The sequence below is a fragment of the Microbacterium sp. A94 genome (genome assembly GCF_051842855.1).
Lineage (GTDB): Bacteria > Actinomycetota > Actinomycetes > Actinomycetales > Microbacteriaceae > Microbacterium.
Genome location: NZ_JBPXMU010000005.1, coordinates 13,684 through 28,316 on the forward strand (window position 1 = coordinate 13,684; position 14,633 = coordinate 28,316).

General features: G+C 64.9%; 12 protein-coding genes. 8 read left to right on the forward strand and 4 right to left on the reverse strand.

Annotated elements, in window-relative coordinates; genetic code table 11:
* Positions 1–109: 109 nt before the first annotated feature.
* From ACSU1L_RS13055 to ACSU1L_RS13080, 6 genes are all read left to right on the forward strand, one after another.
* Positions 110–1,561 carry a fumarylacetoacetate hydrolase family protein gene (locus ACSU1L_RS13055; RefSeq protein WP_438253235.1) on the forward strand — a complete coding sequence of 484 codons (1,452 nt, stop codon included), beginning with the start codon at positions 110–112 and terminating at the stop codon, positions 1,559–1,561.
* Entirely contained in the window at positions 1,558–2,235 is a 678-nt protein-coding gene (locus ACSU1L_RS13060) for a GntR family transcriptional regulator (RefSeq protein ID WP_438253234.1), read from the forward strand. Before ACSU1L_RS13055 ends, ACSU1L_RS13060 begins: the two co-directional genes overlap by 4 nt.
* Before the next feature lie 13 nt (positions 2,236–2,248).
* Entirely contained in the window at positions 2,249–3,745 is a 1,497-nt protein-coding gene (gene hpaE / locus ACSU1L_RS13065) for a 5-carboxymethyl-2-hydroxymuconate semialdehyde dehydrogenase (protein WP_439256088.1), read from the forward strand.
* A 144-nt stretch (positions 3,746–3,889) separates the two neighbouring features.
* On the forward strand, positions 3,890–5,056 hold the full coding sequence (gene hpaD / locus ACSU1L_RS13070; protein ID WP_439256089.1) for a 3,4-dihydroxyphenylacetate 2,3-dioxygenase: 1,167 nt from the start codon (positions 3,890–3,892) through the stop codon (positions 5,054–5,056).
* A gap of 16 nt (positions 5,057–5,072) precedes the next feature.
* Entirely contained in the window at positions 5,073–5,858 is a 786-nt protein-coding gene (locus ACSU1L_RS13075; RefSeq protein WP_439256090.1) for a 2-keto-4-pentenoate hydratase, read from the forward strand.
* On the forward strand, positions 5,843–6,652 hold the full coding sequence (locus tag ACSU1L_RS13080; protein WP_439256091.1) for an HpcH/HpaI aldolase family protein: 810 nt from the start codon (positions 5,843–5,845) through the stop codon (positions 6,650–6,652). The genes ACSU1L_RS13075 and ACSU1L_RS13080 overlap by 16 nt, the downstream gene beginning before the upstream one ends.
* A gap of 136 nt (positions 6,653–6,788) precedes the next feature.
* Here ACSU1L_RS13080 and ACSU1L_RS13085 read toward each other — a convergent pair whose 3' ends face one another.
* Entirely contained in the window at positions 6,789–8,153 is a 1,365-nt protein-coding gene (locus ACSU1L_RS13085; protein WP_439256092.1) for a short-chain fatty acid transporter, read from the reverse strand.
* 204 nt (positions 8,154–8,357) lie between these two features.
* On the opposite strand from ACSU1L_RS13085, the gene ACSU1L_RS13090 reads away from it, so the two are divergent.
* Together ACSU1L_RS13090 and ACSU1L_RS13095 are read left to right on the forward strand one after the other, a co-directional pair.
* Positions 8,358–9,407: a M24 family metallopeptidase gene (locus ACSU1L_RS13090; protein ID WP_438253228.1), complete on the forward strand. Its 1,050-nt coding sequence runs from the start codon at positions 8,358–8,360 to the stop codon at positions 9,405–9,407.
* Positions 9,404–10,306, forward strand: coding sequence for a glycoside hydrolase family 43 protein (locus tag ACSU1L_RS13095; protein ID WP_438253227.1), 903 nt, complete (start codon positions 9,404–9,406; stop codon positions 10,304–10,306). Before ACSU1L_RS13090 ends, ACSU1L_RS13095 begins: the two co-directional genes overlap by 4 nt.
* Here ACSU1L_RS13095 and ACSU1L_RS13100 read toward each other — a convergent pair.
* The 3 genes from ACSU1L_RS13100 to ACSU1L_RS13110 all read right to left on the reverse strand — a co-directional run bounded on the left by ACSU1L_RS13100 (position 10,287) and on the right by ACSU1L_RS13110 (position 14,572).
* On the reverse strand, positions 10,287–11,924 hold the full coding sequence (locus tag ACSU1L_RS13100) for an MGH1-like glycoside hydrolase domain-containing protein (RefSeq protein WP_438253226.1): 1,638 nt from the start codon (positions 11,922–11,924) through the stop codon (positions 10,287–10,289). The genes ACSU1L_RS13095 and ACSU1L_RS13100 overlap by 20 nt on opposite strands.
* A 67-nt stretch (positions 11,925–11,991) precedes the next feature.
* Positions 11,992–13,314, reverse strand: coding sequence for an ABC transporter substrate-binding protein (locus ACSU1L_RS13105; RefSeq protein ID WP_438253225.1), 1,323 nt, complete (start codon positions 13,312–13,314; stop codon positions 11,992–11,994).
* A gap of 244 nt (positions 13,315–13,558) precedes the next feature.
* The gene (locus ACSU1L_RS13110; RefSeq protein ID WP_438253224.1) at positions 13,559–14,572 is read right to left on the reverse strand and encodes a LacI family DNA-binding transcriptional regulator; all 1,014 of its coding nucleotides are present in this window, start codon (positions 14,570–14,572) and stop codon (positions 13,559–13,561) included.
* Between the last annotated feature and the right edge of the window lie 61 nt (positions 14,573–14,633).

Below are 14,633 nucleotides of genomic sequence, written 5' to 3' on the forward strand. Positions count from 1 at the left end.
TCGTTGTCTCGGGCTGGATGCAGAATGCTTGCGGCCCGATCTCAGGATGATATACGATTTCAAATACATCGCACAAGAGCGAGACTCACGACGCAAGGAGGCGCCCACTGTGACGGACTCGATTGCCCGCCCAGGCAAGATCATCGCAATCCACCTCAGCTATGCGTCCCGTGCTGATCAGCGCGGACGGCGCCCAGCCCACCCCTCCTACTTCTTCAAGGTCGCCAGTTCCGTTGCAGCATCCGGCGACACCGTCGAACGCCCCGCCGGCACCGAGCTGCTCGCCTTCGAGGGTGAGATCGCGCTCGTCATCGGCATCCCTGCACGCCGCGTCAGTCTGGAGGATGCCTGGTCGCATGTGGCATCCGTCACCGCCGCCAACGACCTCGGCCTCTACGACCTACGAGCCAACGACAAGGGCTCGAACGTCCGCTCCAAGGGCGGAGACGGCTACACACCTCTCGGCCCGAATCTCATCGATGCCCGCACGATCGATCCATCCGGCATCCGGGTGCGCACCTGGGTCAATGGCGAGCTTCGTCAAGATGACACGTCTGCGGGACTGATCTTCCCGCTCGCGCAGTTCGTCGCCGATCTCTCGCAGCACTTCACGCTCGAGACCGGGGATGTCATCCTCACGGGGACGCCGGCCGGATCGTCCGTAATCGTTCCCGGCGACGTCGTCGAGGTGGAGGTGGATGCCCCGAACGCACCAGGCGCACCGTCATCTGGCCGGCTCGTCACCACCGTCACGCAGGGCTCGGCCGCGTTCGACGAATCGCTCGGGTCGCTCCCTGCTGTCGATGACAAGCAGCGTGCGGATGCCTGGGGAACGGCCCCGACCGAAGATCGTCCGTCTCGTTCAACGACCGGGTTGAGCGTCGAACTCCGCGCGAAGCTCGAGGCCGCTCCCACCGCTGGGCTCTCCGCCCAGCTGCGCAAGCGCGGACACCACTCCTGCTTCATCGACGGCGTCGCCGTCAACATCGCCGGCACGAAGATCGTCGGCACCGCGCGAACGCTGCGCTTCATCCCCGCCCGCGAGGATCTATTCGCCAGCCACGGCGGAGGCTACAACGCTCAGAAACGTCTGTTCGACGCTGTCGAAGAGGGCGAGATCATCGTCATCGAGGCGCGCGGGGATGCCACCACCGGCACTCTCGGCGACATCCTCGCCCTGCGCGCCCACGCCCGCGGCGCTGCCGGGGTCGTCACCGACGGCGGTGTGCGCGACTTCGATGAGGTCGCGCGCATCGGTCTGCCCGTGTTCTCGCAGGGCGCCCACCCGTCGGTACTCGGTCGCAAGCATGTGCCGTGGGACCTCGATGTGACCGTCGCCTGCGGCGGTGCCGCCGTCCAGCCGGGAGACATCATCGTCGGAGATGGAGACGGCGTTGTTGTGATCCCTCCGTCACTCGTCGAAGAGGTCGTCGAAGCAACACTGGCCCAGGAACAGGAGGACGCCTGGATCGCCGCACAGGTCGAGGCAGGGCATCCGGTCGATGGGTTGTTTCCGATGAATGCCCAGTGGCGTGCGAAGTACGAGGCGGAACGCGCATGACCAAGACCCTCAGCAAATCGCAACGCGCGTACGACTGGCTCAAGGAGCGCATCGCCGGGCAGACCTACACCCCCGGCTACCGACTCGTGCTCGGCACGATCGCAGGGGAACTCGACATGAGCGTGGTGCCGGTGCGCGAGGCGATCCGGCAACTCGAAGCCGAAGGACTCGTCCACTTCGAGCACAACGTGGGCGCGAGAGTGGCGATGGTCGATGATGCCCAATATCGGCACAGCATGGAGACCCTCAGCATCCTCGAGGGCAGCGCGACAGCGCTTGCGGCGCGGCACCTCACCGCTGATGATCTGAAGCTCGCGCGGGCAATCAATGCACAGATGATCGAAACGCTGGAAAATTTCAATCCTTCCGCGTTCACGCAGCTGAACCAGCGCTTCCACGCGGCGCTCATCGCACCGTGCCCGAACCCGCGCCTGCACGAACTCGTCACGCTGGAGATGTCGCGACTCAATCGCCTGCGCGACTCGACCTTCAGCTTCGTGCCCGGTCGCGCGCACGACTCGGTGCGCGAACACGAGCAGATCGTGGCGCTGATCGAGAACAGTGCACCGATCACAGAGATCGAGCGTGCAGCCCGGCTGCACCATGCATCCACTCTTGACGCCTATCTGACCCAGACGCAACCCGACGAGGCCGTCGGCACGCATGTGCACTGACACCGGAGGAACAATGACTGATTCACGTATCCCCGCAGATCTCCCCGCTCGCATCCAGCATTACATCGATGGCTCCTTCGTCGATTCGGTCGACGGCGACACCTTCGACGTGCTCGATCCGGTGACGAACGAGAACTACACCACTGCCGCGGCCGGCAAGAAGGCAGACATCGATCTCGCTGTCGCCGCTGCCAAACGTGCTTTCGAGGACGGGCCGTGGCCGAAGATGCTTCCGCGCGAGCGCTCGCGCGTGCTGCACAAGATCGCCGATCTCGTCGAGTCTCGCGATCAGCGCCTCGCGGAACTGGAGTCATTCGACTCCGGCCTACCCATCACGCAGGCGCTCGGTCAGGCCCGGCGCGCTGCGGAGAACTTCCGTTTCTTCGCCGATCTGATCGTCGCGCAGGCGGATGACACGTACAAGGTACCGGGGCGTCAGATCAACTACGTCAATCGCAAGCCGATCGGGGTCGCAGGCCTGATCACCCCGTGGAATACGCCGTTCATGCTCGAGTCCTGGAAGCTGGGCCCAGCCCTCGCCACCGGCAACACGGTCGTCCTCAAGCCCGCCGAGTTCACTCCGCTTTCGGCATCTCTGTGGGCTGACATCTTCGAGGAGGCTGGGCTCCCGCAGGGCGTGTTCAACCTCGTCAACGGTCTCGGAGAGGATGCCGGTGACGCACTTGTGAAGCATCCCGATGTTCCGCTGATCTCGTTCACCGGCGAGAGCTCCACCGGCCAGCTGATCTTCGCCAGCGCGGCCCCGTACCTGAAGGGTCTGTCGATGGAGCTCGGCGGAAAGTCCCCCGCGATCGTCTTCGCCGACGCCGACCTCGAAGCCGCAGTCAACGCGACGATCTTCGGGGTGTTCTCCCTCAATGGCGAGCGCTGCACGGCAGGCAGTCGCATCCTCGTCGAAGACTCGATCTACGACGAGTTCGTCGAGAAATATGCAGCTCAGGCGAAGCGCGTGAAGGTCGGTCTGCCCAATGACCCGACTACCGAGGTCGGTGCGCTCGTGCACCCGGAGCACTACGACAAGGTGATGAGCTACGTGGAGATCGGCAAGAGCGAGGCGCGCCTGGTCGCCGGCGGCGGACGCCCCGAAGGTTTCGACACCGGCAACTACGTCGCACCGACGGTGTTCGCCGATGTCTACCCGGATGCCCGGATCTTCCAGGAGGAGATCTTCGGCCCGGTTGTCGCAATCACCCCGTTCACGGGCGATGAAGAGGCCCTCGCACTGGCGAACAACACCAAATACGGCCTCGCCGCGTACATCTGGACGAACGACCTCAAACGCGCACATAACTTCGCTGGCGACCTCGAGGCTGGCATGGTGTGGCTGAACAGCAACAACGTGCGGGACCTGCGCACCCCGTTCGGTGGCGTGAAGGCATCCGGTCTCGGGCACGAGGGCGGCTACCGCTCGATCGACTTCTACACCGATCAGCAGGCCGTGCACATCAACCTCGGCGAAGTCCACAATCCCGTCTTCGGAAAGAACTGACCCTTCCCGCCTTCCCGCACTCCCGCTTTCCCGCACTCCCGCCTTCCCGCCTTCCCGCTCAGGTCGCATTTCCTGCTGTTAAAACCGCCGCAAAGCGACACGAAGTGCGACCGGAGCACGAGAATCTCAAGCAAGGACGCTGATATGACCAATCGTGAAGACATGACCCTGACTTCCTCGGGCTACTACGTGAGCGCGGAAGCTCCGATCCACTCAGACAACGCCGTCGCGACCCCGGTCGCCACTCCCCCGGATATCCTCCGCTGCGCATATATGGACCTCGTCGTCACTGACCTCGCGGCATCCCGTCAGTTCTATGTCGACGTGCTCGGGCTCTACGTGACCGAGGAGGACGACGATGCGATCTACCTGCGCTCGACCGAGGAGTTCATCCACCACAACCTGGTGCTGCGGAAGGGACCGATCGCTGCGGTCGCGGCATTCTCGTACCGGGTGCGCAGCGCGGAGGACCTTGGCCGTGCCGTCGAGTTCTACACCGAACTCGGATGCCGCGTCGAACGACGCCCGGATGGCTTCGTTAGAGGCATCGGAGACTCGGTGCGTGTCGAGGACCCCCTCGGCTTCCCCTATGAGTTCTTCTTCGAGACGACCCATGTCGAGCGACTGTCCTGGCGCTATGACCTGCACACTCCGGGCGAGCTGGTTCGTCTCGATCACTTCAACCAGGTCACCCCGGACGTTCCCCGCGCCGTGCGCCACTACCAAGACCTTGGATTCCGCGTCACCGAAGATATCCAAGATGAGCACGGCACCGTCTATGCCGCATGGATGCGCCGCAAGCCCACGGTGCACGACACCGCTGCCACCGGCGGTGACGGCCCACGCATGCATCACGTCGCATTCGCTACGCATGAGAAGCACAACATCCTGGCCATCTGCGACAAGCTCGGAGCGCTGCGCCGGTCGGATGCGATCGAACGCGGCCCCGGCCGCCACGGTGTCTCGAACGCCTTCTACCTGTACCTGCGCGACCCCGATGGGCACCGCATCGAGATCTACACCCAGGACTACTACACCGGCGACCCGGACAACCCGGTCATCACCTGGGACGTGCACGACAATCAGCGGCGTGACTGGTGGGGCAACCCGGTGGTGCCGAGCTGGTACACCGACGCCTCGCTCGTGCTCGACCTCGACGGCAACCCGCAACCGGTCATCACGCGTACTGACGACAGCGAGATGGCTGTCACCATCGGAGCGGACGGTTTCTCGTACACGCGTAAAAACGAGGGCGAGGACTCGATGCCCGAATATAAGCAGGGCGAGTACAAGCTCGGCCACCAGCTCTAGAAGAAAGGCGCACCGGATGCTGACTCCTGAGGTGATCGAGCAGATTGCAGATGAACTCGCTGAGGCCGACCGCACGCACGGCGTGATCCCCCGCATCACCGCGCGGTTCCCGGATGCCACGATCGACGACGCCTATGCCATTCAAGGCATATGGCGGGACAAGAACCTCGCTTCCGGGCGTACGCTGGTCGGCCGCAAGATCGGTCTGACCTCGAAAGCGATGCAACAGGCGACCGGGATCACGGAGCCCGACTACGGCGTGATGTTCGACGACACCGTGTACCGCTCTGGTGCCGACATCCCCTTCGATGACTTCTCGAATGTGCGGATCGAGGTCGAGCTCGCTTTTGTCCTCAAGCATCCGCTCGAGGGCCCGAACTGCACTCTCGAGGATGCTCTCGGCGCAATCGACTACGCCGTCCCTGCTCTCGAAGTGCTGAACTCACATATCGAACTCGAAGGCCGAACGATCGTCGACACCATCAGCGATAATGCCGCGTACGGAGCGATGGTTCTCGGCGACGTGCATTTGCGTCCGGATGAGATCGACCTGCGCTGGATTCCCGGCGTGCTCTCGCGCAACGGCGAGATCGAGGAGACCGGCGTCGCAGCAGGAGTCCTCGGCCATCCCGCCACAGGGGTGGCGTGGCTGGCGAACAAGTTCCATCAGCATGGTGCACGGCTTGAAGCCGGCGAGATCATCCTCGCCGGATCCTTCACCCGACCGATGTGGGTACACAAGGGAGACGAGGTACGGTGCGACTACCGAGAGATGGGAACCATCACATGTCGTTTCGTTTAGAGCCTGCACCGTCGTTCCGGGAGCGTCTGGCGAGCGCCGAGCGCCCACTGATCGGAGCCTGGATCTGCTCCGGCAGCCCGATCGCGGCGGAGATCGTGGCGGGTTCCGGACTGGATTGGACACTGATCGACGGCGAGCACAGTCCGATCGGCCTCGAATCCACGCTTGCGCTGCTGCAGGCGGCCGCGCCGTATCCGATCGCCCCGCTGGTGCGGGTGCCGAGCAACAACGCGGTGCTGATCAAGCAGTTCCTCGACGTCGGCGCGCAGAACCTTCTGGTGCCTATGGTCAACAGCGTGTCGGATGCCGAAGCCGCCGTCGCTGCGACCCGCTACCCGCCGCGCGGCATCCGGGGCGTCGGCAGCGCGCTTGCTCGCGCCGGACAGTGGGGCCGCACCGAGAAATATCTGCAGCGAGCGCACGAGATCACCTCGCTCTCGGTGCAGATCGAGACGGATGCTGCGGTGCAGAGCGCCCGCGCAATCGCTGCGGTCGATGGTGTGGACAGCGTCTTTATCGGGCCGAGCGATCTGGCGGCATCCATGGGGCTGCTCGGCCAGCAGGAGCATCCTGATGTCATCGCTGCCGTCGAGCACACGATCACCGAAGTGCTCGCTGCTGGCAAGCCGGTCGGTGTGAACGCCTTCGTGCCGGCAACCGCGCGTCGCTACCTCGACGCCGGGGCCTCCTTCGCCCTTGTCGCCGCCGACGTGTCGATTCTCGCGCGGGCCACCGAGAAGCTCGCCGCGGACTGGATCCCCACTGCCGACACCGCCGAGCGCGAAAGTTACTGAGAGCTGCTCCTTCGCGTTGCGGCTCCTGCGGTTGTTACCACCCCCTGCTCCGGTTGCAATTGGTGTTGCTCTGAAGCCGTTTTAACAGCATCAATTGCGACCGGAACGGCGGTGTGGTGTGGTGTGGTGTGGTGGGCTAGAGACTGACGAAGAGCAGCACTGCCGCCATCACGACGCCGGAGCCCAGCATCGTCACGAACGTGTAGCCGAGGATGTCGCGCATCTTCAGTCCGGCGATCGCGAGCACCGGTAGTGCCCAGAACGGCTGGATCATGTTGGTCCACTGGTCACCGTAGGCAACTGCCATCACGGCGATCGAGGGGTCGACTCCGAGCTGGTTCGCGGCATCCAGCATGATCGGACCCTGCACGGCGAACTGTCCGCCGCCCGAAGGTACGAAGAAGTTCACGATGCCGGCGGAAAGCAGCGCCAGCACACCGAATGTCATCGGCGTCGCGATCGAGACGAAGGCATCCGAGAACAGTTGGATAAGGCCAGAGCTCGCCATGATCCCGAGAATGCCGGCGTATAGCGGGAACTGCAGCAAGATCTCGCCGACGTTGGATGCCGCTTTCTTGGTGAGGTGGATGAGCTCGAACGGGTTGCGCACCAGCAACAGGATGAGTGCCAAGAACGACCAGTTCACTATGTCGAGGGTGAGAGTTCCGCCCTGTACGAAGTGCACGATGAGGTACGCGACGAGCCCCAGACCGACAACCAGCGTGAGGATGCGCGAGGCATCAATGCGGTCGGCGGGTGTGACAACCTCGTCGTCGTACTCGTCGGTTTCCTCCGAGCCGACATGCTCGGGAAGCTCGTAGATCGGGTCGTTGCCCTTCGGCCGGATGAAGTACATCAGCGCTCCGACGACGATGATCACGCCGAGCGCCGCGAGCATGTTCCACGTGGAGAACGTGGTCTGGGTGATCGGCAGCACTTCGCCGCCCAGGCTCGGCGCGAGGAAGGAATCCGGAGTCGCCGCCGTCAGCGGGCCAGACCCCGAATACCCCATGTGCCAGACGACGAAGCCCGAGTAGCCGGAGGCGACCAGTAGCGGGAAATGCACCTTCATGCCGCGCTTGCGCGCTTCGACGGCGATCTCGCGTGCCAGCAACGTTCCGACGATGAGTCCGAGGCCCCAGGTGATGAGGCTCGCGATCGCGGCGATGACGAAGACGAAGACGTAGGCGAAGCCGGCGTTGCTGGGAACACGGGCAAGCCAGCGCAGCAGCTTCTGCACGGGGCGGGTGTTCGCCAGCATGTAGCCGAGCAGCAGGATCAGACACATCTGCGTCATGAAGGCCAGCAGGCCCGACAAGCCGTCGCCCCAACCCTTCACGACATCGACCGGACTGGTCTGCGTCAACGTCATCGCCAAGACCGCGACGATCAACGTCAGTACGATCGCGAACGTCAGCGCGGAGGGGATCCACCGTTCAAGAAAGCGGTTGATCGGACGCATGACACCCCGCTTTTGGCGGGCCTGCTGTGTCTGAGACATGGTGAACTCCTTCGTTCAAAACTGAATCTGCTTTCACCGTAGCAACGGATCAACGCTGAACCGGTCAGCCAACCCGTTGATCTTCGCGCCCAGCCTATTCCGGTCGCAATTGGTGTTGCTCTGAAGCCGTTTTAACAGCATCAATTGCGACCGGAGCGGGATTGAGTGCGCTCGTGAAAGCGGTTTCTCCGATAGTCTTCGTGCATGCCCCGCGTCAGCACAGACCGCCCGCACAAGCACGCCCGCGTCAGCGCGATCCTCGATGCGCACGGCGCCGATGAGCTGCTGCTGACCACGCCGGAGAATCTCGCGTGGTACTTCGACGGAGCCCGCGTGCAGGTGCCTTTCGGGGGCGCAGCCGTGTGCTCGGCCCTCATCCATCGCGACGGATCGGCGGTTATCACCGCACTGGAGAACGAGGCGGACCGGCTCGCCGCAGAAGAGATCGCTGGCGCCGAGTTCCGCAGCATCCCGTGGTTCGCCTCCCTCACCGAAGCAGCCCCGGACACGCTTGTCGACACGGCCGTCGCCGATGAGCTGCGCGCTGCGCGTGCGGCGCTGCTGCCCCAGGAACGCCAGCGGTACGCAGCGCTGGGCGCGGATTCCGCCGCCGCAGTGACCGCGGTCCTGCGCCATGCCCGTCCAGATATGACCGAGCATGCTCTCGCCGCCGAGCTCGGCCGTGCCGTGCTGGCTATCGGCGCGACACCGAACGTCATCCTCGTCGCCGGCTCGTCACGCGGAGGCGTCCAGCATCCGCTGCCCACCGATGCGGTGCTCGGCGATCAGTTCCTCGCGGTCGTCACGGCGGTCCGTCACGGCCTGCACGCCAGTTTCAGTCGCTGGGTGCGCTTCCGCGGCAGCGAAACGACCGATGAACGGGCCCTCCGCCTCGTCGAGGCAGATATCTTCGCCGCAACCCGGCCGGACCGCGCACTGAGCGAAATACTCAGCGATATCGGCTCCGCCTACGTCCGCCACGGCTTCGGCAACGAGGGCTCCCCCGCCTGGCGCGCACACCACCAGGGCGGCCCCACCGGCTACGTCGGCCGTGATCCCAAGGCTTCGCCGACCAGCACCCAGCGGGTGGTCTCCGGTGGAGCGTTCGCGTGGAACCCCTGGGTTCCGGGCGCGAAGCTCGAAGACACCGTGATCGCAGACCATACCGGCGTCACCACACTCACCACCGATCCCCTGTGGCCGACGGTGAACGTCAACGGCCTGGCCCGCCCCGACACATTGGACCTGTCATGACTTCAGACAACAGCGTGCGCCTCGACGAGATTCAGATCCGCGATCCTTTCGTGCTCCTCGACGAGAGCACCGGCCGATACTGGCTGTTCGGCAGCACCGACCAGAACATCTGGGACGGTCCCGCGACCGGCTTCGACACCTATCACAGCGACGATCTGCAGACCTGGCACGGACCGATCCCCGCCTTCCGCCCGGCCGCCGACTTCTGGTCGCACACCCAGTACTGGGCGCCCGAAGTGCACGCCTATGACAACGCCTTCTACCTTTTCGCGACGTTCACCGCGGAGGGGCATCGCCGCGGTACCCAGATCCTGCGCGCCGATCACCCCGAGGGGCCGTACGAGCCTTGGTCCGACGGCCCGCTCACGCCCCGCGCCTGGGAGTGCCTCGACGGCACGTTGCACGTCGAGAATGGCATCCCCTACCTTGTGTTCTGCCACGAGTGGAAGGACGTCGGCGACGGTGAGATCCACGCAATAGAGCTCGCCGCAGACCTTCGCAGCACGATCGGCGAGCCTCGACTGCTGTTTCGGGCATCCGAAGCGCCGTGGGCACGCAGCATCCCGCGTCCCGAGTTTGCAGAGGTGTTCGTCACCGACGGTCCTTCGATGCACCGAACGGCGGATGGCCGACTGCTGATGGTGTGGTCAAGCTTCGGAGATTCCGGCTATGCGATGGGCGTAGCAACATCAGCTTCCGGTGGGATCGCCGGCCCGTGGATCCAGTCTGAAGCACCGCTGTGGCCGGCTGACGGCGGGCATGGGATGGTCTTCACCACCACCGAGGGGACGCTGCTGCTCACACTGCACAGCCCGAACCGCACGCCCGATGAGCGCGCGCACTTCTTCGAGTTGCAGGAGACTCCGGCGGGGCTGCAGCTCAGAACACCGGCGGGATGAATTCGACGGCCGCGCGATCGGCTTCGTGCTGATCGACGATCGTGACCCTCTCATTCGGCGCGATCGTCATAGCCAGCTCCGCACCGGCAAGCACGAGCACCCCGGCCACGGGCTGGGCGGCCAGTCCGACGACGGCGACGACCTCACCCGCCGCATCCGTCTCAACGCGCCACCCGCGCGGGAACGAGAACTCCGGCTGTCCGTCGCGGTACACCTGAACCAGTTCGTCATCCGCGACCAGCTCCCACGCGACCGAACCCACGGTTCGGGCGTGACCGATCGCCTCCGCGGCCGTTCCGCGCTCCAGCCGCGTCGGGGCGAGACCGGAGAACCACAGCGTGCCGTCCGCGCGCTCGAGCACGCCGGAATGCCGCTCGAGTGCGTCCAAGAACCACAGGATCGAGGGCGAGTACACCTCGGTGTACCCGGCATCTCCCGACCACGGGTCCACGCACTGCGGGAACCGGTCAGCTGCGACGAGCGCGGCAAGCAGGGGCTGTGCGGTCAGCGCCAGCTCTGCGACGTGGCCGTGGCGTTCAAAGGCTTCCGGTGCGCGCAGTTGCGCAAGCATGTTCACCGGGCCGCCCCAGGAATTGCGTGAGGCGTCATGATCGAACCGGGGGTCGTCCATCGCGATCGTCGTGAACCCGTAGTGCGCGAGGAACTTCCGGGTGTTCATCAGGTGCCGCCGGAGCGCGTCGGCGAAGAACGGCTCATCCCCCACCTCACAGGCCAGCACTCGCAACAGCACGTCCGACGCGATCCGCACGGGCATTCCTGACCGGTCCCGGTCGTAGAACAGCCCGTCGTCTTCATCGAAGCACTGCGCCCAGAGCGCATCGAGAGAGGCCTCGGCCCGTTCTCGCCACGGCGCACCGTCCTCGCCCAACTCGTCGGCGATCGCCCCGAGGTAGACCCGCTGACATGCCACGTTCGCCGTCAGATCGGGTGCGATGTACGGCACGGCGGTGGCGGCGGGGTCGACGTATCGGGCATCCGCACCAAATGCGCGATCCGGCGCGAACCAGAACCGGGGCGAGAGATCATGCCCGGTGTCGAAGGCGCAGAATGCTTCGACCGCCCCCGTCTCGGCGGTGTCGCGATAGCGCGCGAGCCAGGCGTCGTAGCGGGCCATCGCGGCGTACATCACCTGCAGGAACTGCCGATCGCCGGTGCGCTGATAGTGCCGCCACACGACGCGCGCCAAAGGTGTGACGATCTGAATCTGACTGAACCCGGGCCCTGCCGGAGTCACCTTGTACGGGATCATCCCGTCGACGCGCTGATGCGCGGCGAACTGCAGCAGCGTGTCTGTGCCGATGCCGGGTGCGAAGCGATCGAGGACCTCGACATTGATCGTTCCGGTGCTCTCCAGCCAGCATCCGTCATAGACGCCGCCTTCGTTCAGCACGGGCGGGCCATCGATGGAGCGGATGCACCGGTCAAGCTCGGCGAGCGCATCATGCCAGCGCTGCTCGAGCGGTCCCCCGACCGCGACGAAGCGGACCCCGGATGCTTCGAGCTCGGCGCCCAGCGGCGAGCCAACAAGTCCGGCACGCGGGATCGGCTTCGCCGCCCGCAGACGTTCCAGTGCCTCGGCACGAACGGTCGCAGTCATCTTCTGTCTCCCTCAGACGCCAGTGGGGCGCCGGCACCGTCGGCGCCCACGCCCCACTGTTCGTGAATTACTGCAGAGCTGCGCCGAGCTCATCGATCCAACGCTGCGCGGCTTCCTCCGGTGTCGCACGCTCGAAGAGAACCTCCGACTCCATGCGCTGGGAGAGCTCGTTGAGAATCGACCCACCGGCAGGCTGCGGCGGAGCCACAACGCCTTCCTCCAGCACGACATTCACATAGTCTGCCGCGACCTGGCCGGGCCCGCTCAGCAGCGGGGAAACCACCGCGAGCGTGTCTGGGTTGAAGGGCACGCCTCGCGTGTCAAGGATGAGCTCGGCTGCCGCAGGCTCATTGAGGAACCAGTTCATGAGCAGGGCCGCGGCCTCGGGGTGAGCGCTGGCCGCGTTGATCGACCAGAACGCGGAGGGCAGCAGCGCCACACCGGAAATGTCGGTTGAGGTCGGCGGCAGGACCATCTGAACGTTCTCGCCGGCACCGGCGTACACGCCCATCAGGTTGCTGTAGCCGAAGGTGACTGCCGCTTGGCCGAGTGTGAACGGCTGCTGGTCCGGCGGCAGCGCCCAGTTCGCCGTGACGACGGATGGGTCTGGCAGTGCACCGCCTTCGAGTAGCTGCTTCTCGATCTCGTACCAGCTGGCGATGTCGTCGACGTCTACACCGAGCTGACCATCCCAGTCGTAGATGCCCACCTCGCTGAGCTGTCCGGCATATGTGCCCATGATGTCTTGCACGCGCAGATCGATGCCGTGGACAGGCTTTCCGTCCGCCGTGGTGAGACCGGCGCTACCGATCTCGTTCGTGACTGCGACCAGGTCATCCCACGTCCAGCCATCCGCGGGCACATCGACGCCAGCCTGGGCAAAGATGTCGGCGTTGATGAAGGCCGCTGTCGCGTTACCGCCGGTGGGCAGGCCATAGAGCTGGTCATCGACGAGGGCGCTGGTGAGCGAGAAGTCCGGATACTTGCTCGCGTCGAGCTGCTCAGAAACCGTCGACAAGTCCAGCAGCGCACCCAGCGCACCGTATTCCTGGGGCTTTGCCCCACCCAGAGCGAACACGTCCGGGGCCGTGTCGCCACCGGCAGCGAAGTCGGTCGCAAGACGATTGAACAGGTCATCGGGAGAGCCGACCGGCGTCTCGACCACAGTGATGTTCGGGTACTCGTCCTCGAACAGGTCGATGACTTCGCCGAACAGTGTCGCCCGGTTGTCATCTCCCCACCAGGAGATCTCCAGTTCGATTTCCTCTTCGGGATCGAACTCACCGCCGCCGTCTGCGGTTCCTGTTCCTGCGGAGCAGCTGGTCAAGACCAGCGCGCTGGCCACCATCGCGGAGCCGACGGCTATGCGAGAGCGTGTCGTACGCATCATTGCGCCTCTTTCGGGTTGGGGCCGCTGCCATGGCGGCCGAACGTCTGTCGGGTTTTTGGAGCGGATTTTCGCTTCGATGAACTCGGAGGAGAAACCGCTTTCTCGAGTGAAGCTAGCATCCACCGAGAGGGGTGTCAATCGATTCTGCGGAGTGGACAACAAATCGTTGCACAGCACAACATCAGACCTGCCACGCCGCCCTCACTCGCCAGCAGGCCGCACGGGAGGCCGCCCCCAAGATCGCTCAGGGCGCCGGGTCCGAGACCGCTCCCGAAGAGTCCCGCACCTCGACACGCGGCTGGAACACGACGTTCTGCCCCGGGCTCCCACCCTCAATGAGGTCGTGCATCCGCCCCCAGGCGAGCACGCCCAGATCGGCGTGAGACACCGACGCCGTCGTCAACGCGGGGGCGAGGTACTGCGCCAGCGGAATGTCGTCGAAGCCGGTCACCGAAATATCTTCAGGCACGCTCAGACCGAGCGTTCGCAGCCCACCAATCAGCCCGATCGCGACGAGATCGTTGAACGCCAGCGCAGCGGTGGCTCGACTGTCATGCACAGCGACGGCCGCCTCGCGACCGTCATCCGAGCTCGCACCGGCGGGGATCCGCGCGATGGTCACATCGGGGTGAGCACGCTGGAAATCGTCGAGCCCCAGCTCGCGGCGGGCGTTCGAGGCGCTGAGCTCTGGACCGAAAACATACGCGAAGGAGCGGTGCCCGAGCCCGTAGAGGTGCTGGGCAAGGTCAGCGATCCCGGCACGGTAATCGATTGACAACGAAGGAGCGGAGACCCCCGACACAGAACGGTTGATCAACACCAGCGGATGCAACTGCGCGGCCAGCGCCGTGAGCTCAGCCTCGGGCATCCGTGGTGCACACAGCACGATCGCGTCCGTGCGCCGCCTGATCTCGAGCGCGAGCGCCGCTTCATCTTCAGGAGACTCGGCAGAGTCTGCCACCAGCACCCGATAGCCATCCAGCGCCGCCGTCTTGCTCAACCCGGCCAGCACCGACTGAAAAGCCGGGTTTGCAAGGTCAGGGACGACGAAAGCGACCGCGTGCGTCCGCCCGAGGGCGAGGCTTCGAGCCAGCGGACTCGGCGCATAGGCCAAGTCGCTCGCCGCCTGGCGAACCCGATCGGCAACACTGCTGTCACCGGCGAACCGGCCATTCATCACCCGAGAAACCGTGGCTGGAGAAACGCCGGCATGGCGCGCCACATCGGCGATCGTGACACTTCCACGCTGAGCGGTCATCGATTCCTCTTCCATCCCGATCCGGCTTCGGACAGTGCCACTGTACTGTCTCGGCTTGACG